Source organism: Caballeronia sp. LZ024 (genome assembly GCF_031451455.1).
Taxonomy (GTDB): domain Bacteria; phylum Pseudomonadota; class Gammaproteobacteria; order Burkholderiales; family Burkholderiaceae; genus Caballeronia; species Caballeronia telluris.
This window is the reverse complement of the sequence record NZ_JARUXL010000004.1, coordinates 261,371-285,074: the sequence shown is the minus strand read 5'-3', so window position 1 is coordinate 285,074 and position 23,704 is coordinate 261,371. Positions and strand designations below refer to the sequence as shown.

Genomic DNA, 23,704 nt, shown 5'->3' with positions numbered 1-23,704 from the left:
CATGGTGCCGACACGGTCATGAATATATTCCAGGTGGCAGTCTTTACTTAATTTATTGTCCAGATTGTTTCCGCTAGCGTTATCCATATGAAGAAACAGTGAAGGACTTAGAAACTTGCTGGCATAAAATGAATGAGGGCCGACTTGTTCTTTAACCGCGTATAGATATGACGCTGGAGCGAAATTCGCCAGATGCCGCCAGACATCGGCCGCCGGGAAGTTCACTGTAAAGTCTCGATCGTTATAGATAAGACGATCTCCGCCGCACATCAGTGCCGCCACCTCTGGCGTATTGCATTCCAAAAAGTACCTATGGTACGTACGTTTGGTCACAGAGCTTCAGCGCAGCCAGAAGCTTAAGTACGGATCCACTCGATATTTTGGAGGTTGACGCATCAGCTATCAGAAGATGGAAAGCGTCCATCTCGATGATGTCGTAACCTCTCACAAAATATGTTTTGTTCATCTTGTCTCCGCGTCTGCTTTTGACCCCGCAAGCGCCGGTAATCATTTCATTCGGCGATCTGCGCCATCCGCCGTTACTTAACTAGCCAACGGCGGAAAACAATATTTAAAACAGTGGATGTTTATGCAGAGCCCGCGCCCGTTCCGCCGGAGCCGCTTCCGCCGCATCCGCCCAACCCGCTTCCGCTACCGCCACATCCGCCACACCCCGGTGGGGGCGTCGATTTACCGTTTGCCCCTTTGTTTGCAATTAGCAGTACCTCGCCGATTTTTGAGGACGCAACTAAGGAGGTACTAAGAGTCGTGTTCATAGTGAAATTCCTTTCTTAAGGAAGAGCAATAAATGAGCGGTCGATCGGGCCGCAATTCAAGGTACACGCTTTAAAGACGATTAGTGTCACAATTTGTCTCTAAGGCAGTTAATTTATAATTCGAAATAAATTTTGGAATTATTGAGCGTCTCGTTTAAACCAAAAGTTTCAGCCCACATTGCGATATGAGAGTTCGCTTTCAAGGTTGCAATGATCTCATCGGTCGGTCGAGCTTCACCAGAACCGCGTGCCGCTTCGCAGTAAAAACGCAAGCCAAGCCGCCTCGACTCGCGTTGATTCAAGCACGTCGGACCGCAGCATTTCGAGCGTCGCACCTCGGTTGTGGCGGTGCGATCGATGAGCGCCGGCCAGATTGCTTCTATTGAACAGGGCATCGCCGCCGGAAGCGCGGTCGACCTTCTGGCTGCGATAGTCAGGTTCGACTAGTGCGCGCTTGAACCCCTCGTAAAATCGGGGCCATAGCAATTCCGCATCGCAACAATAAAATTAATTGATTTCCTTAAGTTGATAGTGAAAAACATAATTCATTCACTTCTTCAACACCCCCACAAGGACCCACCGAATGCCTATCATCAACAGCCAAGTCAAACCCTTCAAGGCCACCGCATACCACCACGGCGAATTCGTGCCCGTCACCGAAGAAAACTTCAAGGGCAAGTGGTCCGTCGTCGTGTTCTATCCGGCCGACTTCACGTTCGTCTGCCCGACCGAACTCGGCGATCTGGCCGACCGTTACGCTGAATTCCAGAAGCTTGGCGTCGAGATCTACGGCGTGTCGACCGATACGCACTTCACCCACAAGGCGTGGCACGACACGTCGGACACGATCGGCAAGATCAAGTACCCGATGATCGGCGACCCGACGCTCACGATCTCGCGCAACTTCGACGTTCTGATCGAGGAAGAAGGCATGGCGCTGCGCGGCACCTTCGTGATCAATCCGGAAGGCGAGATCAAGCTGTGCGAAATCCATGACAACGGCATCGGCCGCGATGCGGGCGAGCTGCTGCGCAAGGTGCAGGCCGCGCAATACGTCGCGGCGCATCCGGGCGAGGTCTGCCCCGCGAAGTGGACGCCGGGCGCGGAGACGCTGACCCCGTCGCTCGATCTGATCGGCAAGATCTGAGCGTCACGTTGTAGCTAGTCATCGCACGACGCGGACCGGTTTCAGGAAAGCCGGTCCGCGCATTTCACGCCAGATCAGGAACGCCATGCTCGACGCCAATCTCAAGACTCAGTTGAAAGCCTATCTGCAAAAGGTCAGCCGGCCGATCGAAATCGTCGCGTCACTCGACGACGGCGACAAGTCGCGCGAATTGCAGGCTCTGCTCGAAGAAATCGCGGCGCTGTCGGACCGTATCACGGTGATCGAAACGCATCGCGACGACGAGCGCAAACCGTCGTTTTCCATCGGCGAACCGGGCAAGGATGCGGGCATCCGCTTCGCCGGCATTCCGATGGGCCATGAATTCACGTCGCTCGTGCTGGCGCTGCTGCAAGTCGGCGGCCACCCGGTCAAGCTCGACGATGCCGTGATCGAACAGATCCGCAATCTCGACGGCGACTACACCTTCGAAACCTACATCTCGCTCTCATGCCAGAACTGCCCGGAAGTCGTGCAGGCGCTGAACGTGATGAGCATCATCAATCCGCGTATCCGTCAGGTGACGATCGACGGCGCGCTCTTTCAAGGCGAAGTCGAAGCGCGGCAGATCATGGCCGTGCCGACCGTCTACATGAACGGCGAAGTGTTCGGCCAGGGCCGCACCGGCGTGAAGGAAATCCTCGCGAAGCTCGACAGCAACGCCGGCGCGCGCGCCGCGAAGGCACTCGAAACGAAGCCGGTGTTCGACATGCTGATCGTCGGCGGCGGGCCGGCGGGCGCGGCCGCTGCGATCTACGCGGCGCGCAAGGGCATCGCGACGGGCGTCGTCGCCGAACGCTTCGGCGGGCAGGTGCTCGACACGCTTGCGATCGAGAACTTCGTCTCCGTGCAGGAAACCGAAGGACCGAAGTTCGCGACGGCGCTCGAACAGCATGTGACGAGCTACGACGTGGACATCATGGACGTGCAGCGCGCCGACGCGCTGATTCCCGGGCGCATCAACGAAGTGCGTCTCGCGAACGGCGCAGTGCTCAAGGCGAAGACGGTCGTGCTCGCGACCGGCGCGCGCTGGCGCGAGATCAACGTGCCGGGTGAGCGCGAGTATCGCAATCGTGGCGTCGCGTATTGTCCGCACTGCGATGGGCCGCTCTTCAAGGGCAAGCGCGTTGCGGTGATCGGCGGCGGCAATTCGGGCGTGGAAGCCGCGATCGATCTGGCCGGCATCGTGAGCGCGGTGACGCTGATCGAGTTCGGCGCGGAACTGCGTGCCGACGCGGTGTTGCAGAAGAAGCTCAAGAGCCTCGCGAACGTGACGATCGTGACGCAAGCGCAGACCACCGAAATCACCGGCGACGGGAAGAAGGTGAACGGGCTCGTGTACAAGGATCTGCGTTCGGGCGACACAAAACACGTCGATCTCGAAGGCGTATTCGTGCAAATCGGTCTCGTGCCGAATACGGAATGGCTCAAGGGCACGGTGGAACTGTCGCGCCACGGGGAGATTGTCGTCGACGCGAAGGGCGCGACCTCCGTGCCCGGCGTGTTCGCCGCCGGCGACGTCACGACGGTGCCGTTCAAGCAGATCGTGATCGCGGTGGGCGAAGGCGCGAAGGCGTCGCTTGGCGCGTTCGATCATCTGATCCGGCAGTCGGTCGAGGAAGAGGATCGGGTGGAGGAAGCGGTAGGTTGAGGTTGACTGCTTTCACCTGACAGGCCGCGAACCTTGGGTTCGCGGCCTTTTTTGTTCCCCCCATCACGCGCCCTCCTCAAGAGGACTATGCGCATCCCGCCCGCCACCGTAAATTTCACCCACGCGCTTTAAGGTGCATGCGGACTCAAAAAGTCGACGACAGGACGCCTTCATCAATCCTCGTCATCGCACGCACGGCACCGTATCGCGCAAGGCACTCACACAACCAAGGCCGGCACGGCGCGCCACATTGCGCCCGGAACCGGCATCCGACCGCTTTACGTCGATGCGCGCGGATAGCCGGCAGCGGGATGTCTGCCGGCGATCACCGGGGCCGCCATCGAAACAGCGCGATTCCAGCCGGCGAGGTCGCGAACGAATGCCGTCGCACGACCGCGCACACGAAGGAGCTTCACATGAACGCAAGACTGATGATCGCCGCAGCAGCCGCGCTGACGTTCGCCACGATGAACGCGAGCTACGCGCAGGAAGCACAGGACGACGCCATCGCCGCCGCTTTGCGCGAAGCCGCAGAAGCCGCGACGCCAGCGAGCGACGCCACGTCCTACGGCGCAGTCCGACAGGGCGACGTCGTGTCGGCCGCGCGCCGGCAGCAGACGTGCGGCGTCGTCCCGCAATGCGACGTGCCGTTCGGACAATGAGCGTCGGTCACGCTTCGGGATCGAGCGTGACTTCCCAGAGCGACTTGCCGTCGAGATCGTGCAGCGACACGGTCATCGCGCGGCTCGCCGGATCGATCTTGGCGCGGCCGTAGTATTGCTGGCGCGCAGCCGGCGACCGGTTCTGCGGATTGTCCTTCGGCACGCTCACGTAGCGAAGCTCGGGACCGAAGGTGGCATCGAGGTCGTTCGGGCCGAACGTGCCCGCGTTGATCGGGCCGCCGACGAATTCCCAGAACGGCTTGAACTCGGTGAACTTCGCCCGCGACGGATCGTAGTGCGTCGCCTGCGCGTAGTGAACGTCGGCCGTCACCCACACGACGTTCTCGATGTTCTCGCGCTTGATGAAGCGCAGGATGTCCGCGAGTTCCAGTTCGCGTCCCGACGGCGCGCCGTCGTCCGCGTTGGCCCACGCTTCGAAGATGCCTTTCGGCACATCGGGATTCGCGTCGGGCACGACGAGCGAAATCGGCATGTCGCTCGCGATCACCTTCCAGGTCGCCCGCGAGTTTTTCAGCGATGCCTTCAGCCACGCGGCCTGCTGCGGTCCGAGAAACGCGGACTCGCTATCGAGCCGCGTCTGCCGGTTCGGCGAGTTCGGCCCGCGATACGAACGCTCGTCGAGCATGAAGACGTCGAGCAGCGGCCCGAACTGAAAGCCGCGATACACCTGTTCGGGATCGAGCTGGTCGATGCGAAACGGGTTGTACTCGAACATCGCCTGCTTCGCGCGCGCCGCGAGCAGCGACGCCGCGCGCGTCGTGTAGCGCTTCTCCGCCGCGCCGATTTGCTGGCCCGGATACCAGTTGTTGCGCACTTCGTGGTCGTCCCATTGCACGAGGAACGGCACTTCCGCCATGAAGCGGCGCTTGTTCGCATCGAGCTGGTTGTAGGCGAACGCGCCGCGATAGTCGTCGAGCGTCTGTGCGACATGCGACTTCGCTTCCGTCACGAGATTGGTCCACAGCGTGCCGTCGGGCAGCGTCACTTCGGACTGGATCGGGCCGTCGGCGTAAATCTGATCACCGGAATGGATGAAGAAATCGGGCGACTCGCGCCGCATCGCTTCGTACACCCGATAGCCGCCGAAGCGTTCGTTGATGCCCCAGCCCTGCCCCGCTTCGTCGCCGGAAAAGACGAACGTGACCGGTTTGCCGGCGCTCACGGCGGCGGTGCGCAGGCGGCCCGTCACCGGCTCGCTCAGCGCCTTTTCGTTGGCGAGGTCCTGAAAGCGCACGCGATAGTGCAGATCGGCGCCCGGCGGAAGTCCGGTGAGATCGATCCGCGCGGTGAAGTCGCTGCTTTCGAGCGCCGCCGGCCCGATACGCCGCTCGAAAGTCTGGAAGCGCTCGCTCGTCGAATACTCGACGATCATCCGCGACGGACGGTCCGTGCGGCTCCAGACGATGCCGCTCGTCGCGGTGACGTCGCCGCTCATCACGCCGCCCGGTAATTTCGGACGCAGCTTGTCGGCCGTCACGACCGCCGGCGCGACGCCCTGCGCGAGCACCTCGCCGATACGCGATCCGGCAAGCGCGAGGCCCGCGCCGCCAGCAAGGGTTTTAAGAAGAATACGGCGCGACGGCCTTTCGACACACTCTGACATGAGACGATTCCTCGGAGATGGGGGATGTCACGAGGTTGTCGATGGTAGAGGCAAACCATGTCGTTTTTGTTTCAGGGCGCGCGGTCGGATGGATTGGGGGAATTCGCGTCGCCGTCCGCGTCGAGCGTCACCGGAAACACGACTTCGAACACGCTGCCGCTGCCCTTGAACGACTGGAAACGCAAGTCGCCCTTGAGCGCGCGCGACAGTTCCTTGACGATCGCGAGCCCGAGCCCGGTGCCGGGGATGTCGTCGGAGGCGGCGCGCTCGAACTCTTCGAAGACGCGCTCCTGATCGTCCGCGCCGATGCCGACGCCCGTGTCCGCCACCCGCAGCCGCCACTGTCCTTCGGCGACGGCGGTCATCGTCAGCGAGACTTCGCCCGACGACGTGTACTTGATCGCGTTCGACAGCAGGTTGTAGGCGACCTGCTTGAGCTTCAGCCGGTTCGACGTGACCACGGAAAGGCCTGGGTCGATATGTCCGCTGAGTTTGAGACCCTTTGCCTCGGTGGCGCTCCGGCTCGCCTGCATCAGTTCGTCGAAGAGGCCGGTGAGGTCGAACGGCTCGACGGTCAGGACCGCGTCGTCGTTGAGCACCTTCGAATACTCGACCATTTCGTCGACGAGCAGCGTCATGTCGGCGACCTGGCGGTTCGCGAGCGCGAGCGCCGCGTCCTTCTTCGCGGGCGCACGGCCGGCCAGTTGCAGTGCGGTGGAGAACACGTTCAGGAAATTGCGCAGGTCGTGGGCGACGCGCCGCGTCACCTGCATGCGCGATTCGTACAGATCGCCGATGAGCCGCTGGCGCAGCGTCAGTTCGTGATTCGCGCGTTCGAGCATACCGGTGTATTCGTCGATCTTGCGATCGCGCTCGCTGACCGCCTCGCGGATCGACGCCAGCGTGACGAAGCTCACCACCTCGTCGGTCATCAGCCGCGCGCGTTCTTCGGCGTCGCGGTGGAACGCCGGATGCGCGCTCGCGTAGTCGCCGATGGCCGCGAGCAGCACCTGGCGAAAGAGATCGAGTTCGCGCACCAGTTCGTCGATGCGGTAGCCCTGCTGCCAGCGCCACTGGCCGTGCTGCCGCGCGTTGCGCTCGATCGCGCCTTCCTGGTCGCGCAGGTTGCGCCGTTCGAGCACGATGCAGATTTCCTCGAAGATGCTGGGCAGATGGTCCGCGAGCTGGCGATACGTGAGCTGGTCCGAGTGTTCGACTTCCGCGTCGCCGAAGACGAGCTTCATCCACCGTTCGGTGAGCGCCGTCTGCTGTGCGCGCAGCGTGGCGACAAGCCCTTGCAGTTCACCGGCAGATGTGTCGCTCATGGCCGCTTCCGCTCGCTGTGGCGCCGCTGGCGCCTGTGGACGTTCGTCGATGTTCGCGCAGCGAATGCTGCCGCCGATCGCAATGGTCGAAGGCAGATTTCGGTTGCGGCACGTGTCGAAAGTATAGGCCCGTGCAGCGCACGACCGGCCTAAAGTCGACTAATCCGGGTTAAAAGGCTTCTTAATTGCTGGCAACGTGCCTCGGCACGCGGCTCTGCTCGCGAAGCAACTGCACGAACTGCTTCGCGGGCGGCGAAAGCACGCCGCCCTTCCGTGTCACGATGCCGAACGTCTGCGACTTCGACCTCAGCCTGACGGGCAGGATGCGCAGCATCCCGTGGCGGGCGAACAGCGCGGCAACGTCCGTCGGCAGGATCGAGACGAGATCCGCGCCCTCCTGAAGCAACGCGACCGTGGCGAACGTGGAGGCCGTGGAGATGCGGCTCGCGGGCGGGGCCACGCCCGCGAGGTCCATCTCGCGCGCGAGCAGCGCGTTCATCGGCATGGAACCGGGGTACGTGACCCAGCGATGCCCCGCCAGATCCGCCAGCGTCACGACGTCTTGCGCCAGCGGCGGATGATGCGGTGCGACGACCACCGAAAGCGGCTCGTCGTCGAGCGCCTGATAGTGATACTTCGACGGCTCCGCGGCCACGCTCGCGCGCCCGATCACGAGATCGAGATGACCGTCGTCGAGCAGCGTGAGCATGCGCACGCTCGTGTCCTCGACGATTTCGATCGACAGTTCGGGATGGCTCGCGTTGAGCGCGTTGACGATCGGCGCGACCACCTTCGGCACCGCGCCCATGATCGCGCCGACCGCGAGCCGCCCGCCCGTGCCCGAGCGGATCTGCGCGACTTCCTGGCAAAGCGAAGCGAGGTCGGTCGCGAGCACGCGCGCGTGGCGGATCACGCAGCGGCCGAACTGGTTCGGGATCAACCCGGTCTTCGCGCGCTCGAAGAGCGGCGCCTCCAGCATCGATTCGAGTTCCGCGAGCGCCTTGCTGGCCGCGGACTGCGTCATCGCCATCGCGCCCGCGGCCTTGTGCAGCGATTTGTGGTCGTCGAGCGCGATCAGCAACTGGAGCTGCTTCATCCGCAGGCGCGACATCAGCACGTCGGGCGTGTTTTTCATGAGGCGAGGTGAGTCGCAAAAGCGATCATGCGATGGAAAGGTTTCACTATACAGCCGCGCTTTTGCGGCCGTATAGTCGGCGCAGTACAACCCACAAGGAGACAGTCTCATGGCACAGCAGCCCTATCGCGGCGTGTTCCCCGTCGCGCCGACCATCTTCGACGACGCCGGCCGCCTCGACCTCGAAGGCCAGAAGCGCGCGATCGATTTCATGATCGACGCCGGATCGGACGGCCTGTGCATTCTCGCCAACTTCTCCGAGCAGTTCGCCCTCACCGACGACGAACGCAGCGCCGTCCAGAAGACCGTGCTGGAACACGTGGCGGGCCGCGTGCCGGTGATCGTCACGACGACGCACTTCAGCACCCACATCTGCGCCGCGCGCAGCCGCGCCGCGCAGGACGCGGGCGCCGCGATGGTGATGATCATGCCGCCGTACCACGGCGCGACGATCCGCGTGGCCGAGCGCGGCATCCGCGAGTTCTACGGCCAGGTGTCGGATGCGATCGACATCCCGATCATGATCCAGGACGCGCCCGTCGCCGGCACGCCGCTCTCGGCGCCGTTTCTCGCGAAGCTGGCGAAGGAAGTCGAGCACGTGTCGTACTTCAAGATCGAGACGGCGCAGGCGGCCTCGAAGCTGCGTGAACTGATCGAACTGGGCGGCGACGCGATCGTCGGTCCGTGGGACGGCGAGGAAGCGATCACGCTAATCCCGGATTTCGATGCGGGCGCGACCGGCGCGATGACGGGCGGCGGGTATCCGGACGGCATCCGCCAGATCGTCGATGCGTACTTCGCCGGCGAGACGGAAAAAGCCGCCGACCTCTATCAGCAATGGCTGCCGCTCATTAACTACGAAAACCGGCAGTGCGGGCTCGCCGCGTGCAAGACGCTGATGAAGGAAGGCGGCGTCATCGGCTCCGACGCCGTGCGTCATCCGTTCGCGCCGATGCATCCCGCCGTGCGCGACGGCCTCCTGAAAGTCGCGCGCCGGCTCGATCCGCTGGTGCTGCGCTGGGGCAAATAAGCGGCGGGAGCGCGGCAAAGGCGGCAAAGGCGCAACTCAGGCCGACGCCGCCATCGGCGCGACGGCTTCTTCCGTCCACGGCAGCGGCCGGCCGATATGAAAACCCTGCGCGAAGTCCACGCCGATCTCGCCGAGCGTCTGGAGAATGCCGTCGCTCTCGACGTATTCGGCGATCGTCCGGCATTTCATCGAGTGGCCCATCTCGTTGATCGCGGCGACCATGTCGCGGCTGACGGAATCGTGCTGGATGTCCATGACGAAGCTGCCGTCGATCTTCAGATACTCGACCGGCAAGTGCTTCAGGTAGCCGAACGACGACATGCCCGCGCCGAAATCGTCGAGCGCGAAGCGGCAGCCGAGCGCATTCAACTCGCGCATGAAGCGCGCCGCCGACGCGAGATTGGCAATCGCCGCCGTTTCCGTGATTTCGAAGCAGATCAAACCCGGCGCCACGCCGCTCGACGCGAACTGCTCGCGCACGAAGTCGAGAAAGCGCTCGTCGCCCACCGACGCGCCCGACAGGTTGATCGAATATTCGTCGAAGTGCTTGCGTTCGGCGTTCGCGAGCACGCCGAGCGCCTCGCGGACCACCCAGCGGTCGATCAGCGTCATGAGGCCGTAGCGCTCGGCGGCGGGCACGAAGAGATTCGGCGCGATCACGCCCGCGCCCGGCTCCTGCATGCGCAGCAGCAGTTCGGCCCGGCGCGGCGTCTGCGCGCGCCCTTCGCCCACGGCCACGATCGGCTGGACATAGAGACAGAAATGCTCATGGTCGAGCGCCTGCTTCAGCCGCCGTCCCCACGACACTTCGTTCGCGTGCCGGACGAGTTCGCGGTCGCGCAGGTCCGCCATCTGCACGCGGTCGCGGCCGCGCTCCTTCGCCATGTAGCACGAGATGTCGGCGAGGCGCAGCGCTTCCTCGACGCTCATCCGCGCCCCGCACAGATCCACCACGCCCACGCTCACGCTCGTCGTCAGCAGTTGCGCTTCCCAGTCGAACGCGAAGTCGTCGAGGCTCGCGCGCAGGCGCTCGGCCACGACCTCCGTGCGCGCCGGATCGCCGCCCGCGAGCAGCACCGCGAATTCGTCGCCGCCGAGCCGCGCGAGCGTGTCCGCGCGGCCGATCGAGCGCTCGAAACGCGCCGCGACTTCGCGCAGCATCGCGTCGCCGGCCGCGTGGCCGCAGGTGTCGTTCACGGCCTTGAAGCGGTCGAGATCGAGGAACAGCAGCGCCGACGCCCGCTCTTCCTCCGGCGCGCCGTCGGCGAGCGCCACCGCGAGGCGCGCTTCGAATTCGGCGCGGTTCACGAGACCCGTGAGCGCGTCGTGGGTCGCGGCCCACGCGAGGCTCTCGATGTATTCGTGCTCGCGCGTCATGTTGCGCAGGATCAGCACGAAGCCCATCTCGCTCGACCCAGCCGCGGCCGCGCCCGGCCGGCCCACGGCCGAGTCGCTGATGCGCGAACTGACCGCCTGCACGAAGATTTCGTCGCCGTTGGGACACCGCAGCACCCATTCGGCGTGCCGGCCGAAATGCGCCTGCGCGAGCGGATCGACCGGCTCGCGGCTCGCTTCGTGCAGCAGCAGAAAGCTGTCGACGAGCGGACGCCCGAGGCAATCCGCCGCGCGCACGGCGCCAATGCGCTCGGCCGCCGGATTGACGAACTCGACGATGCCCGTCGGCCCCGTCGCGATGACCGCCTCGCCGATCGAGCCGAGCGTCGCTTTCGCGCGCGCCTCGCTTTGCGTGAGCGCCGCTTCGATGCGGCCGCGCTCGCCGATTAGTCGCCGCACGTGCACGGCACACAGCAGCACGAGCGTGAGCGTCGCGATCAGGTCCGCCGCGAGCAGCAGCGACGCGGTGCGCCTGAACGCCGTGCCGAGCACGACGGAAAAGCCAAGCGATTCGGGCGCGATATCGGCATTGATCCGGCGGATCTGGCGCTTGAGCGGATCGACGATCGCGGCGTCGCGGGCACCGTCCCGCAGTTGCGCGTGCAGCGCGTGCGCCACGGCATCGAGTTGATCCAGCCTGGCGTCGGCGCGCGTCCAGTAGCCGAGCGCTTCGTCGAAATAGCTCACGCGGCGGAACACGCGAGACGCCCAAATCATGTCGTCGATGTCCGCCGGATAGATGCCGCCCGCGAGCAGCGCGCTGCGGGCCGTGGCGTCAGCGGGTGGATCGCGCTCGAGCGCCTCGCGCGCGCGGCGCAGATTCTGCGGGCCGGCGACGGCCGCAAGGTACTGCCGATACGCGGCGGGCTCGCCGGTTTCGGCGTAGAGATCGAGTTGGAAGACTGCGTCTTTCTGGCCTTTCGACCAGATGCTTTCGCCACCGATATAGGCGCGCACCGAAGACATGATGTCGATGCTCAGCATGGCGAGCGCGACGAGAATCAGGATGACGGCCAGAAACGGCCAGATGACACCGATGAGTTGCGCGTTGCGGTCCCGCGACGGACTTCCCATGCACTCTCCCCGTTCTTCGCGGGCGCGGCGCGACAGTGTGCGCAGGGGACGCGCGCCCTGGAATTTATAGTCGTTCTCGATCAGCCGGTAAAGGCGCGGTGAACTGCCGTTGCCGGGTGATCGCCGCGGCCCCGTCGCGGTTATCGTCGAGCATCGTAGCAAACCGGCGGCGCTATCTCAATTAAGAAAGCGTCCGATTGCGGGCCCCCTCGCGCGCGGATTTTTCCCCGACGATGGTCGCCGTGCCGCGGCCTTGCGAACCCGGCGCGTGGTCACGCCACCTGAACGCCGAACACGCGATTGCGGCCCGTCTGCTTCGCGCGATAGAGCGCTTCGTCGGCGGCGCGCAGGACGGCGGCGAGCGTCCGTCCGGGCTGGGCCGGCGCGTGTTCCCGCACGTGCTCCGCGTGCCCTTCCGCCTGCCACGTCGCCACGCCGATGCTCACCGTGACCTTGTGCAATTCGCTTCCCGCATGCGCGATGCCGAGCGCCGCCACCGCCTGTCGCATCGTCTCCGCGTGCTGCAACGCGCCTTCGCGGGCAGTGTGCGGCAGCACCACGACGAACTCTTCGCCGCCGTAGCGCGCGGCCACATCGCCCGCACGCGAGAGCCGGCCCGCGATGCACTTCGCCACGGCCGCGAGCACGTCGTCGCCGGCCTGATGGCCGTAAGTATCGTTGTAGTTCTTGAAGCGGTCGATATCGACGAAGAGGATCGAGAGCGACTGGCCGCTGCGGTTCGCGCGGCGCCATTCGCGCTCCAGCAGTTCGTCGAGCGTGCGGCGGTTGGAAAGGCCCGTCAGGCTGTCGAGACGCGCGAGCATCATCAGCGCCGATTCGGCCCGCGCGCGCTGCCGCAGCGAATACGCGAACATCAGGTTCAGCACCGCGAACGCGAGCCCGAACGCGCCCATCACGATGCCGATGTGCCACGCGCGCGTGCGCCAGTTCGCATAGATGTCGGTCTCGGCCGCCGCGATCTCGACGATCAGCGGCAAGCCCGGCAGATGCCGGTACGAATAGATGCGCTTCACGCCGTCGATCGACGCCACGTCGGGAAACTGCCCTTCTGCCGCCTGCGACATCTTCGTGAACGGCCCCGTGCCGCGCAGGTCGCGGCCGATCATCTGTTCGCTGTACGGCGAGCGCATGAGGAGCGTGCCGTCCTCGCGGATCAGCGCCATCGTGCCGTGCGGTCCGAGCGCGAGCCCCGCCATCAGGCGATGGAAATATTCCAGCTGCACGGCGATCACGACAATCCCGCCGAACGAGCCGTCCGGATTGTCGATGCGCCGCGACAGCGCGATGCTCGGATCGAGCTTGCGCATGCGCGAGCGATACGGATGGCTGACATAGAGCCCCGCGTTGCGCGTCGTGACATGAGCCTGGAAGTAGTCGCGATCGGCGAAGTTGGCGGGCGCGGGCTCGTTCACGCGCGAATCCATCACGACGTCGCCGCGCGCATCGAGCACGAACACGGCGCCGAGATACTCGGCGTCCGCCGCACGGTCGAACAGATAGCCGCGCCGGATGTCCTGCGGCAAGGAAGCGAGCCGCGGATCGTGCACGCCGTCGACCACCGCCTGCAGAGAAAGGTCATACAACTGGATGTTGCGGGCGATGTCGCGCTCGATGACGAGCATCGTGTTGCGCGCGGCGTCCTGGGCGCGGTCGAACGCGTCCTGGCGGGCGTCCCACAGGATCGCCCCGCAAATGGAAAACATCGCGATCAACAGCAGCGCGCCGCCTCCCAGCACCCAGCGAGGCGACACGAACAGGTGAGTTACGCGCTCGAACGGCTTGGGCATGGCGAGTCGTCTGGGTTGGCGCTGACTTGCAATGTGGCCTTGTCTTTTTTTAGCTGGAAATTGGCGGTTCAAAGCCGCCCGCGGACGCTCAATATGTCAGAAACTGCGCACCGGAAGCAAGCGGCCCGCTTTCCGATGCGTCGGCGGCAATCGTTTCACGCACCGCGCACGACCGGACGCCGGGTTCGAATGCGGTGTCAAGTACCTGATTTGATGGTGTTCCTTAACCCGCGCCGGCCGGTTCGTAGGGGCGAACGGCGATTGACGCGCTTGATGAGTTGACACATATTTGACCTGTCGCTTCCCTATATATGAGCATTGCCCGCATAGGGAGAACGAAGGATTGCTGCTCGCGAGACCTCGCAGCGTTGCGCGCGAAGTCCGCATGAATGGCGGCATGGAAACACGCACATGTCCTTCGAGGGATTCAGCATGACTACCCGTCTGACCTTTCCTGCATCGATGTTCTCCGTGGTTTGCCAGCGCTGCGGCAGCACGCTGCGCAAAAGCGCGGACAGTTGCCCGAACTGCGGCGCCGACCGCGCCGCCGCATTCGGCGAAGGGCGCGCCAGGACACGCGGCGCGGAACAGACAAAGGAGCGCGGCGGGCTCTTCAAGCCGGCAGGCGCGGCCGCAGCGGGAGCAGCCGCAGGACCGGCGCTCGCAGCGGCGGCGCCCGTCGCCGGCGCCGTGCCGCCATCGGTCGCGCGGACGCCCGAACCCGTTGCGCCCGCGTCTTCAAATGCGGCTTCCGGCGCGGCGTCGCCGCCGCTCTCGAATTCGCCGCCGGGTTCACTCGAAGCCGATCCGGACGTTCTCCCCGACTCCGAAGGATGGAATCGCCGCAAGACGATGATCGCGAGCGTGTGCGCGCTGGCGCTGCTCGCGGGCGGCACCGCGTACCTGCTGCACGACGGCAGCGCCGACGACGAGGACGCGCCGCCGAGCACCCAGCACAGCGCTTCCGGCACGATCGACGCGAAGCCTGGCGGCCGCACGCAAACCGGCGCCCTGCCCGCGACCACGACTGCGCCGTCGGTATCGGCGGCGATCGAAAGACGGCCTTCAGCCGACGACCGGCCGATGTCCATCGGCGATACCGTGCTGGCCGCGCGCCGCGCGATGGAGCAGCACGACCTGAGCGCCGCGCGCAACCGGCTGAAGAGCATCGCAACGGCGCAGCAATCGAGGCCCGACGTGCAGCGCCTGAAGGACGATCTGGCGCAGCGCGAACTGGAACGCGACGCCGCGCTGCAACTCGCGCGGGCATGCGAGAAGACATCGGCGTGGGCTTGCGTCCAGCAGAACGCGGGCGAGGCGCTCGCGCTCGACGGCAGCAATACCGAATCGCAGGCGATGCTCGAACGCGTCATCACGCACGCGGGCTGGCTCGCGGGGACGCCGCCGCTCGCCAAGAAGAAAGCGGCGCCGGACAACGCGGGCGCCGTGCCGCCCGCCGCGACCGTTGCCGTGCAGGCCGCGACGCCGCCTGCCCATGTCGCCGCAGCGACCCCGGCACCGGCGCAAACGCCGCCGACCGCGACACCGCAGAAACAGGCCGTCGCCGCTGCGCGCACACCGGCAGCGCCGCCCGCCGAGACGCGCGCGAGCCCCACGCCGTCGCCCGCGCGCGAAAGCCGGCGTTCGTCCAGTTATGGGCGCAGCGCGCCATCATCCGCGATGGCCGATGTCACCGTGATCCCGGCCCCGGCCATCTCGCCGCCGCTCCTGCCGACCACACCTGCCACGTCGTCGTCGACGGCCACACGAAACACGCCGACCACGGCGGCGTCGCCAACGGCCGCGCACGGCACGGGAACGACCGCGACGGCGACAGCGACGGCGGAGCACGCCACGCCGGCCACGACCGCGACGACGCGCAGCACCGTCCCCACGACGACCGCAACCGCGACGACCACAGCCCCGAGCGCCGCGCCCTCCTACGCCGCGCCGACGCCCGTGCCTGCCGCGCGAGTCGCGACGGCGATTCCCTCGAGCGCCGCCGTCGTGACGACGACCGCGCCGGCCAACACGACGACAACGACAGCGCCCACCCCGGTGCCGATAGCCGCGACCGCCACCCGCACGGCCGCCGTCACGGGCAACACACCGGGCAGCACGGGCGCGACGGAGACCCGGCCCGCCCCGCGTGCGCCGCTTCCCGATGGCGAGAGCGCCGACGAACTCGAACGTGCGATCAAGCAGTTCGGCTGGAGCGGCGGCGACTCGATGCCCAAGCCATCGCGCTGAGTCCGGCACACGGTCGCCGATCGCCGGACGCGTCGCCCGCTGGCGGCGCCGTTCCGGCGAGACGCGAGTTTCGCAGCACCCGTCCAACTCCGATACAAAGGGTAAAACATGCACTCGTCGAAATTCATGCGCTGGGGACTCGCCTTCCTTGTCCTGTGCGGGCTTTACGGTGCCGCGACCCGCGCGCTCGCCGCCGACGTCCCGTACAAGATCGTGACCGGCCCCGAGCGCGGCACCTATATCCAGATCGGACAGGATCTCTCGAAGATCGTCGCCGATCCGGTCGGCATCGACCTCGAAGTGCTGGCGTCGAAGGGATCGGCGGAGAACGTCCAGCGCATGCGCTACGAGCCCAACGTGAAATTCGCGCTGGTGCAGTCGGACGTGTATCAGGCGTATGTGGACATGGCGACCTCGGGCAACGCCGATGCCGGCAAGATCATCCAGCCGCTCAGGCTCATCATGCCGCTCTATGACGAGGAGATCTATTTCGTCGTGCGCTCGGACTCGCCGCTCAAATATATCCACGAAATCAAGGACAAGAACATCAGCGTGGGGCTGATCGGCAGCGGCACGGCGCAGTCGTCGGCGACGCTCTATCGCCTGATGTTCGGTGAACCGATTCCCGACCAGAACGCGCAGCACTACAGCAACGAGGACGCGCTCGCGAAGCTGATCGTGCGCAAGATCGACGTGGCGATCATCGTCGCGGGGCAGCCTGCCAAGCTCTTTCAGGACATGAATCCCGAATTGCTGCAACAGATCAAGCTGCTGCGCCTCGACCCGAGCGCGCCCGAAACCGCGCGCGCCAAGCAGACCTACTTCCCCGCGACGATCCGCACGTCGAGCTATCCGAACTGGATCCAGGAAGAAACGCCGACGCTCACCGTCAAGGCGTTTCTCGTCACCTATGACTACGGCCTGAAGGGCACGGTCGGCACGATGACGAAGTTCGCGGATTCGCTGTGCACGAACTTCGACAGTCTCCAGGCGAACGGCCATCCGAAGTGGAAGCAGGTTCACCTCGAACTGCCGCCGCTTAGCCGCGGCTGGAAATACTATCCACCGATCGAGAAGCACTTGCGCGCGTGCATCGCGCGAAGAACGGCCGCCGCCGATGCGCCGCCCAAGCCCGAGCGCGCCGCGACACGCCGCGAGCCGGCGGCGCAGGCGGCGCGAAAGCCTGCGTGCACGGCGCAGGAAAAGGTGCTGATGCTCTGCGAGTGAGGCCGCTGGCGGCGCGCGCCGGGCTCAGCCTCTGAGTCCGGGCATCAGCGTGGCGAGGCGGCGAAAACCGCCTTCGATCGCCTCGACGCTCGCACCGCCGTAACCGATCAGCACGCCCTGCTCGCGTCGCTCGTCCGCGTAAAACGGGCCGATGCCGTACACGCCGATCGACGCATCGAGCGCGGCCTTCACCACTTCGTCTTCGTTCCACCCGGACGCGAGCCGCGCGACGAGATGGATGCCGGCCGTCGCGGGCATCGGCTCGAACGCGTCGCCGAGTTCGCTGGCGAGGAGGCCGATCAGCGCCGCGCGCCGCGCCGCGTAGGCCTTGTGCATGCGCCGCAGGTGTTTCGCGAATTCGCCGTTCAGCATGAAGGTGCCGAGCGCCGTCTGCGTGAGCATGCAGCTGTGCCAGTCGCCGGCGCGCTTGGCTGTCCAGAGCGGCTCGCGCAGCGACTCGGGCGGCACCACGTAGCCCATCCGCAAGTCCGGAAAGAGCGTCTTCGAAAACGTGCCGACATAGGCCACGAGCCCCGCGCGGTCCAGGCTCTTCAGCGACTCCACCGGCCGCCCCTCGAAGCGGAATTCGCCGTCGTAGTCGTCCTCCACGATTACCGCGCCGTGCCGCTTCGCCCACTCCAGCAACTCGACGCGACGCGCCAGACTCATCGGCATGCCGAGCGGGAACTGGTGCGAAGGCGTCACGTAGATAAGCCGCGCGTGCTTCGGCAGCCGATCGACGATCAAGCCCTCGCGATCCACCGGCACATGCGCGAGTGTCGCGCCGAGCGCGGCGAAGAGCGCGCGCGCGGGCGGATAGCCCGGCTCCTCCACCGCGACGACATCGCCCGGCTGGATCACGACGCGTCCGACGAGATCGAGCGCCTGCTGCGCGCCCTGCGTCACGACGACGTCCTGCCAGTTGCACACCACCGCGCGGCTGAACGCCAGATAGCGCGAGACGCCGAGCCGCAACTCCTGCTCGCCGCCCGGATCGCGATAGGCCGCCACGCCGCCGCCCGCGCGCTGCTGCGTCCTGAGCGCCTGATTGACGCAGCGGCGCCAGACGTCCCACGGAAAGAGGCGCTTGTCGGTCACGCCGCCCTTGAAATCGAAGTCGAGGCGCGCGTCGGCGGGCAGCATCGGGATCGCCATGCCGGTCGGCATGGCGCCCCAGATGCCAGCCGCCCGCGCGCTCGCCGGCGACGGCGCGCGCGGCGCCGCCGGCAGCCGCGCGAGTCCTTCCGCGACGAAGGTGCCGTCGCCGGCACGCGTGCGCAGAAAGCCTTCCGCGATCAGACGTTCGAAGACATCGAGCGTCGTCTTTCTCGACACGTTGAGTTGCGCGGCGAGGTCGCGCGTGGACGGCAGGCGCGCGTTCGCGGCGAGCCGTCCTTCGACGATGCCCGAGCGCAACTGGCGATAGATCTGGCCCGTCAGGTCGCGACGGCCTTCGAGTGTGATATGGATTTCCACGGTTAGGGTCGGGGGCGGGTCTGCCAAATTCGATACCGCTATATTCCTCTACGATCTGGATAAGCTATTTATATTTAGTAAGTAAGCCGCGAATCTTCTTTCCTGCTGGGACAGCGTCGCCCGCTTATGAACGCGCGAGCAAAGCATGTGTGCGAAAATGGCTGATTGGCAGTCCGGCGTCGCAAGCGGTAGCCGGGACAAGAGCATCATAGATCAGCGAAGCGCGGTAGCAGGTCCTGGTCTGCCAAGCGGATTTCAATATCGTTTGCCACCTTGACGTGATCGCGGTTATCCGCGTCGAACACCGCATCCGTCACGCTGACGATAATAGTGCCTTGCTGCTGCCCGTCGCGCGCAACCGGAATCAAGGCGCGAGCTTCAGGAACTTCTGCCGCTGTGAGAGCGTGTGGCAGGTAGACCATCCAGCCGACTGCAAGTCGGTCGGGAAAGACGGACTCATATTTGGTCGGCGCTACTTGAATAGCTTGCGCAGGCCAGATTTGTAGAATCCCTTGCAGCAAATTTGCAATCGTAGTGTAGTGCGCTAGAGAAGTAACACCTCGAGATTGAAAATGCGTCAGGCAAGGCCCATTGAGTGCGTAGCTAGTGTTGAATGCCGCGCCGCCATCTCCTTGTATTCCATTCCAAACACCAACGAATGAGCGCGTGTCCGAATTCTGACTTCTATTTTGCGACCACTCTAAGGCAGCGTCTATCGGACCTGACGGAGTGAACGCCGGATGTATGCGTGACTCTGCTTCACTGTCGCCAGGCATAAACCAATTCTCCATCGGAAATCCGACTACTGTCAGCAGGTCCGCGAATCGCCTGAGTCGTTCCCAATGTTGCTGATAGGATCGAACCGACTCTGTGTTATCCAACCTGAAGGTAACATCGAAATTGACGAATATTTTTCCCATTGCAAGTGGTACGCAGATTGAAGAAAGTCGACCAGATGTTCGGGTCGAATATGGCAACCTACACCTTGTGCGCATGCGCTCACTGGCACGAGTACGTCCGTAGGCCAAACAAGGGAATGAGGCCAGAAATTGGGCTCAACCCGCGAGCATGCGTAAAACTTTGCCGTTGAAATGCAGAATGCGATAAACCTCACGTCGAACTCTGCGTAAGCGCGGAAAGGCTGCTTCTGTCACGGTCAATTTCAGCAGCCCGCTAGAGGCTAAGTCATGTCTATCGGGGATGTCTAGGCGAGGAACGTCTGAATACCAAGCCCAACAGACTTTGAATTGGACGATCCGCTAGGGCAAGGCAGAGCACCACGACGCAGATTGCTATCAACGAATCCAGCAAGCCGACATCCGGGAAAAACGCTTGACCAGCAAGCGGCAATGGAACCGACACATGCATCCACACGAAGAGTGCGAACGCTGTGCCGGCTGCAAGGAGCATGGCCGGTCGGCGATGCCGCAGGCACGCGAGTTGGCCGATTATTAGCAGCATGACACCCCACATGAACGGATAGACACCATTGTCGAACAGGACCAAGCGCTCGTCGGAGTATTCACCCGTATACCGGGCAAAGTGCGACAGGCCGAAGAGACCATAGGCTACCAGTGCGACGGCCAGAGTGAGGAAGGTTACGGACAGGAGGCGGAGGACCGATGCGATTTTCATGACCCACCCTTCCCGGCCAGAGCCTCTAGCTCGTGCTCAGCCAAGAACCCCTTCTGGCTCGTTACCTTGACGACCTTTCCGTTGCTGAACACGACACGCTGGCCGTGTCGGTAATCCTGCTCATCGTCTTTCTCTCCACCTCCCTTAATGTTGGGAGTCGCCTTGTCGGCGTGGCCGATGACGATAGAGTTGGTCTTGCCAGCTTCATAAAGTCGGGTGGAGAAGTCCGCTGCGATGTTGTCTGTGTCCGACTCGGCGTCGGCCGTCTTGCACCCGTGCAGTTCAATCTTCGCGTTCGTTGCGAACTTCCCGAAATCGATCTCTTTGATCAGCGCCGAGCCTTCAGTCCAGCCGGCGGCGTTCACGATCATCCGCGCGCGGCTCCGATAAAGGCTTGAGTTGTGCAAAACGTAGCGCAGCACCTTTTCTGTATCCGGGCTGGCTGTGGTCAAGTACAGCGCCTGCGAGCCGCCATGCGTGAATATGTCTAGCGATCTGATGCTGTCATCTTCCTGCTGGTTGATGTGGCTGACAATATCCTTGGCGACGAAAATTTGATGGTCGCCGATTCTTAAGTTTCCCCGGTCGGCCGCGTTGTAATCTTTAATGACGTTCCGGGCAGCCCATTGAAACGCACCGTTATCGCCCGGTGTGGCGGCGCCCCCCCACAACAGCAGACGCACTTTACGCTTGTGGGGCACCTGAGCGATGGAATTCTTTTTGGAATTGGTCTTGACCTGTTTCTTGTGTGGCATTACATGATCCCCATCATTTTCTCGGCATCGTCACCAAATAACACTGTCAACTCCTCAGCCTCGCAGGTAGCTATACGTTCACATAACCCAACGGCATTTGTATTGCCTGTGTAAATAGCACCACTCTGAGTCTTGATGTAATAGGCTAACCCGGGAATGAACTCACCCGTTTTTTCATCTATAGCTCGCACCTGCTCGTCATATGGCTGCACAACTGGCATTGATGGCATGGGCGTATTCATCGACGCTTTACCTTGCTTCTGGACGGTGATGGTCTTGATGAACAGGTCGAATGGACCGCCGAGTGTAATGCTGCCGTCCTTGATCTGAATGAACGCACCACCGCATTCGAGAATGATTTCTCTAGCCGCCGCAAGACTGACTTTTCCGTCGACACTGGCAAGGTTGACATCTTTGTCCGCGATGAACGACATCGGTCCACCTTGGGCCTGAATTTCGAGGGGCCCTTTCGCGGCAAATATTTTCAGTCCGAGCTTCTGCGCGAACAGCGAAATCTTCTCGCCCGCCGCGACCGTGAAGCGCTTCAGCACGCTCCAGTCGGCGTTATTCCCCGCGACGCTATTGATACTGTCCTGCGCCGAAAGCTGCACACCGCCGCCCGCGACGATGCCCGCCGATGCGGGCGTGCTCATCAGCAGGGCCGGTTGCTTCAGGCCGTCGAAATCCTCCTTCATCTGCTGTTGCGCGTCGGTATCGACAGGCTCGGCCTTCGCGCTCGTGGCGGACGCCGCCAGCGCCTTCGCAGTCGCCAGTGCGCTCTCGAGTTGCGCGATGGTCCCCTGCATGTCCAGTTGCTTACCGCTCGCGCCGGGGCGGTCGTAGGCCGTCAGGTGCAGACCCTTGCCCGCGCGCTCCACGCCGTAACCGGACGTGCGAAGCTCATAGCCTTCGCCGCGCTTTTCCAGCTTGTTGTCAACCAAATGGCCGAGATTGAGTTGCGACTTGCCCGAGTGCTCCGTGCTGACCTTGATACCTTCCTGGCCCGCCCAGTCCTCCATGCGCAGCTTGTTGTTCGCCTGCGTGCGGATCACGTTGCGCGAGAGCCATCGACGGTCGTTCGTCACCAGGTCGCGCGCCTGGCTGTGATGATGGAACCTGACGATTTCGGGCTTGTCCGGATCGCCGTCACGGCAGGTAATCATCGCTTCATCGTTGTCCAGCGCGGGGAAGTGCATCCCGGTTTGCTGCTTGCCCGCGAACGGTTTCGCGAGACGCAGCGGGACGCTTTCGCCGCCGTTGGGCCACGTCTCGAAATCCGAATCGAAGCGAACCGTGTAATGACCGGCTGCGGTGATGTACGCATAGGTGTACTTGTCCGGACTGGTGACGCGTGCGCTCAGTGTGCCGGTCACCTTGGCCCAGTTTTCCGGCTCCAGTTCGAGGCGGAAACGGCGGTCGGCGGGGATCGCCTTGTAGGTGTTCGAATAGGACACATCGCGCGCGCCGCTGTGTGTCACTTCTATGATTAGCTGGCCTTTTGGCGCATCGGGCAAAGCGGTGTCCATTTCCAGCACGCGGCCGGGCTGCAACGCGAGCACACTGCTCTCGCCTTCATAGACGACTTGCCAGGCAATGGCCGCTTCATGGCGAAGCTGTGCCTCCCACTTCGCACCGGCCTGGTCCAGGTGATTTGTGCCGTAGATGTACGGCTGACCGTAAGTCGTGGATCGCCAGGCGCGACGTTGGACGTGTCGCGAAAACGCTCCCAGGCTTGCTCCGGGTTGTAATCCGCGACCGTGAACGATTGCGGCACCGTCACGGCGTGGGTTTTGATCGCCGTCACGGCTTCGACGCCGTTAGCCTCCAGACCCGCCGCCTCACGATACGGCACGATCAGGCGCGGGTCGTAAAGGTAATGGTCGATGTCATCGGCGAATATCACCTGATCGCCGTATTTCGTCTCCAAGATGTAACAGTAAATGCCAGCCTTTTCCATCAGCATGTGGATATAGGCCAGATCGCTCATCTGGTGCTGCATCCGAAACAGGTGTTTGCGATATTGCGCGCGCAGCCGAAACGACATTTGTTCGGGTCGGAAACCATGACTGCGCAGAATCGCCGCGATGATGTCGGGTGTGCTCGCGTGCTGAAAGATTTTTCTGCGGGTCACCGCTGCCAGCCGAGCGAAATGCGACTTGAGTACGACTTCGTACCTGACAAAGTCCTTCGTCGTCTGGATTGTGGAAAAGCGCTCAATGAAACCGGAGAATTTTCGGGGCGGCCCATTGTCGGGCACGATGGAAACGCCGCGTCGCAGTTCAAATAGTCGGCACGGGCAAGCTGCTGCGGATGAGTCAACTCAATGCGCAATTCGGTGGGTGCGCCCATCTTTTCGATCGCCTCGAAGGACACGACGGAGAGCGCCGCCGCGCTGTCCGTGCCAGGCACGTCGAGAAAATACGCCTGACGTCCCGTGACGCCCTTACGCAATAGATCAAACTCGCCCACTTCGTACTCCCCCGAAAGGCCAACGACGCAGCGTTAGCTGCCGAAGCTGTTAAATGAACACTTATAACCTATCAGGTCAACGAAATAAATATTGGATAAGCAGGGATTAACAAAGCTTGACAAAAACCCGCGCCAACCTTCTCCCGACACATTTTCCGCGTGCCTGTACCGGTATCCAGTGGCGTCAGGCACGTCGCCATACGTACAGCAATGGGAACCGATTCCCTGCGTACTGGAGTCACTAGCC

Annotated in this window: 15 protein-coding genes and 1 pseudogene; 6 read left to right on the top strand and 10 right to left on the bottom strand. The window is 63.6% G+C overall.

The window, feature by feature from the left end; genetic code table 11:
- Window positions 1-1,359: 1,359 nt before the first annotated feature.
- The 3 genes from ahpC (at window position 1,360) to QCE48_RS23450 (ending at window position 4,254) form a co-directional block, all read left to right on the top strand.
- On the top strand, window positions 1,360-1,923 hold the full coding sequence (gene ahpC, locus QCE48_RS23460; RefSeq protein WP_116562034.1) for an alkyl hydroperoxide reductase subunit C: 564 nt from the start codon (window positions 1,360-1,362) through the stop codon (window positions 1,921-1,923).
- Between the two features lie 85 nt (window positions 1,924-2,008).
- Window positions 2,009-3,592: an alkyl hydroperoxide reductase subunit F gene (gene ahpF, locus QCE48_RS23455; protein ID WP_309782556.1), complete on the top strand. Its 1,584-nt coding sequence runs from the start codon at window positions 2,009-2,011 to the stop codon at window positions 3,590-3,592.
- 416 nt (window positions 3,593-4,008) lie between these two features.
- Window positions 4,009-4,254 (top strand): hypothetical protein, encoded by a 246-nt coding sequence (locus QCE48_RS23450; protein WP_309782554.1) that lies wholly within the window; start codon window positions 4,009-4,011, stop codon window positions 4,252-4,254.
- A 7-nt stretch (window positions 4,255-4,261) separates the two neighbouring features.
- On the opposite strand, the gene QCE48_RS23445 is transcribed toward QCE48_RS23450, so the two are convergent.
- The 3 genes from QCE48_RS23445 to QCE48_RS23435 all read right to left on the bottom strand — a co-directional run bounded on the left by QCE48_RS23445 (window position 4,262) and on the right by QCE48_RS23435 (window position 8,338).
- Window positions 4,262-5,878 carry an alkaline phosphatase D family protein gene (locus QCE48_RS23445; protein WP_309782552.1) on the bottom strand — a complete coding sequence of 539 codons (1,617 nt, stop codon included), beginning with the start codon at window positions 5,876-5,878 and terminating at the stop codon, window positions 4,262-4,264.
- Between the two features lie 71 nt (window positions 5,879-5,949).
- Window positions 5,950-7,203 (bottom strand): HAMP domain-containing sensor histidine kinase, encoded by a 1,254-nt coding sequence (locus QCE48_RS23440; protein ID WP_309782550.1) that lies wholly within the window; start codon window positions 7,201-7,203, stop codon window positions 5,950-5,952.
- A gap of 181 nt (window positions 7,204-7,384) precedes the next feature.
- Window positions 7,385-8,338, bottom strand: a complete 954-nt coding sequence (locus QCE48_RS23435) for a LysR family transcriptional regulator (RefSeq protein ID WP_309782548.1) — start codon at window positions 8,336-8,338, stop codon at window positions 7,385-7,387.
- 109 nt (window positions 8,339-8,447) lie between these two features.
- On the opposite strand from QCE48_RS23435, the gene QCE48_RS23430 reads away from it, so the two are divergent.
- Window positions 8,448-9,368: a dihydrodipicolinate synthase family protein gene (locus tag QCE48_RS23430; protein ID WP_309782546.1), complete on the top strand. Its 921-nt coding sequence runs from the start codon at window positions 8,448-8,450 to the stop codon at window positions 9,366-9,368.
- A 36-nt stretch (window positions 9,369-9,404) separates the two neighbouring features.
- On the opposite strand, the gene QCE48_RS23425 is transcribed toward QCE48_RS23430, so the two are convergent.
- Together QCE48_RS23425 and QCE48_RS23420 are read right to left on the bottom strand one after the other, a co-directional pair.
- Window positions 9,405-11,837, bottom strand: coding sequence for an EAL domain-containing protein (locus QCE48_RS23425; protein WP_309782544.1), 2,433 nt, complete (start codon window positions 11,835-11,837; stop codon window positions 9,405-9,407).
- Window positions 11,838-12,109: 272 nt separating this feature from the next.
- Window positions 12,110-13,645 carry a sensor domain-containing diguanylate cyclase gene (locus tag QCE48_RS23420; RefSeq protein ID WP_309782542.1) on the bottom strand — a complete coding sequence of 512 codons (1,536 nt, stop codon included), beginning with the start codon at window positions 13,643-13,645 and terminating at the stop codon, window positions 12,110-12,112.
- A 432-nt stretch (window positions 13,646-14,077) separates the two neighbouring features.
- On the opposite strand from QCE48_RS23420, the gene QCE48_RS23415 reads away from it, so the two are divergent.
- On the top strand, window positions 14,078-15,895 hold the full coding sequence (locus QCE48_RS23415; protein ID WP_309782540.1) for a zinc ribbon domain-containing protein: 1,818 nt from the start codon (window positions 14,078-14,080) through the stop codon (window positions 15,893-15,895).
- 108 nt (window positions 15,896-16,003) lie between these two features.
- Window positions 16,004-17,122 carry a TAXI family TRAP transporter solute-binding subunit gene (locus tag QCE48_RS23410; RefSeq protein WP_309782537.1) on the top strand — a complete coding sequence of 373 codons (1,119 nt, stop codon included), beginning with the start codon at window positions 16,004-16,006 and terminating at the stop codon, window positions 17,120-17,122.
- Window positions 17,123-17,146: 24 nt separating this feature from the next.
- Here QCE48_RS23410 and QCE48_RS23405 read toward each other — a convergent pair whose 3' ends face one another.
- The 5 genes and pseudogenes from QCE48_RS23405 to QCE48_RS23385 all read right to left on the bottom strand — a co-directional run bounded on the left by QCE48_RS23405 (window position 17,147) and on the right by QCE48_RS23385 (window position 23,397).
- On the bottom strand, window positions 17,147-18,598 hold the full coding sequence (locus QCE48_RS23405) for a PLP-dependent aminotransferase family protein (protein WP_309782534.1): 1,452 nt from the start codon (window positions 18,596-18,598) through the stop codon (window positions 17,147-17,149).
- 206 nt (window positions 18,599-18,804) lie between these two features.
- On the bottom strand, window positions 18,805-19,389 hold the full coding sequence (locus QCE48_RS23400) for an Imm52 family immunity protein (RefSeq protein WP_309794333.1): 585 nt from the start codon (window positions 19,387-19,389) through the stop codon (window positions 18,805-18,807).
- Window positions 19,390-19,789: 400 nt separating this feature from the next.
- Window positions 19,790-20,233 carry a hypothetical protein gene (locus QCE48_RS23395; RefSeq protein WP_309782530.1) on the bottom strand — a complete coding sequence of 148 codons (444 nt, stop codon included), beginning with the start codon at window positions 20,231-20,233 and terminating at the stop codon, window positions 19,790-19,792.
- Window positions 20,230-20,988: a hypothetical protein gene (locus QCE48_RS23390; protein WP_309782529.1), complete on the bottom strand. Its 759-nt coding sequence runs from the start codon at window positions 20,986-20,988 to the stop codon at window positions 20,230-20,232. The genes QCE48_RS23395 and QCE48_RS23390 overlap by 4 nt, the downstream gene beginning before the upstream one ends.
- Window positions 20,988-23,397, bottom strand: a pseudogene (locus QCE48_RS23385) (type VI secretion system Vgr family protein). Before QCE48_RS23385 ends, QCE48_RS23390 begins: the two are co-directional and overlap by 1 nt.
- Between the last annotated feature and the right edge of the window lie 307 nt (window positions 23,398-23,704).

Coding starts and splice junctions, on each gene's coding strand:
- ahpC (WP_116562034.1), top strand. CDS start 1,360: ATGCCTATCATCAACAGCCAAGTCAAACCCTTCAAGGCCACCGCATAC.
- ahpF (WP_309782556.1), top strand. CDS start 2,009: ATGCTCGACGCCAATCTCAAGACTCAGTTGAAAGCCTATCTGCAAAAG.
- QCE48_RS23450 (WP_309782554.1), top strand. CDS start 4,009: ATGAACGCAAGACTGATGATCGCCGCAGCAGCCGCGCTGACGTTCGCC.
- QCE48_RS23445 (WP_309782552.1), bottom strand. CDS start 5,878: ATGTCAGAGTGTGTCGAAAGGCCGTCGCGCCGTATTCTTCTTAAAACC.
- QCE48_RS23440 (WP_309782550.1), bottom strand. CDS start 7,203: ATGAGCGACACATCTGCCGGTGAACTGCAAGGGCTTGTCGCCACGCTG.
- QCE48_RS23435 (WP_309782548.1), bottom strand. CDS start 8,338: ATGAAAAACACGCCCGACGTGCTGATGTCGCGCCTGCGGATGAAGCAG.
- QCE48_RS23430 (WP_309782546.1), top strand. CDS start 8,448: ATGGCACAGCAGCCCTATCGCGGCGTGTTCCCCGTCGCGCCGACCATC.
- QCE48_RS23425 (WP_309782544.1), bottom strand. CDS start 11,837: ATGGGAAGTCCGTCGCGGGACCGCAACGCGCAACTCATCGGTGTCATC.
- QCE48_RS23420 (WP_309782542.1), bottom strand. CDS start 13,645: ATGCCCAAGCCGTTCGAGCGCGTAACTCACCTGTTCGTGTCGCCTCGC.
- QCE48_RS23415 (WP_309782540.1), top strand. CDS start 14,078: ATGACTACCCGTCTGACCTTTCCTGCATCGATGTTCTCCGTGGTTTGC.
- QCE48_RS23410 (WP_309782537.1), top strand. CDS start 16,004: ATGCACTCGTCGAAATTCATGCGCTGGGGACTCGCCTTCCTTGTCCTG.
- QCE48_RS23400 (WP_309794333.1), bottom strand. CDS start 19,389: ATGGAGAATTGGTTTATGCCTGGCGACAGTGAAGCAGAGTCACGCATA.
- QCE48_RS23395 (WP_309782530.1), bottom strand. CDS start 20,233: ATGAAAATCGCATCGGTCCTCCGCCTCCTGTCCGTAACCTTCCTCACT.
- QCE48_RS23390 (WP_309782529.1), bottom strand. CDS start 20,988: ATGCCACACAAGAAACAGGTCAAGACCAATTCCAAAAAGAATTCCATC.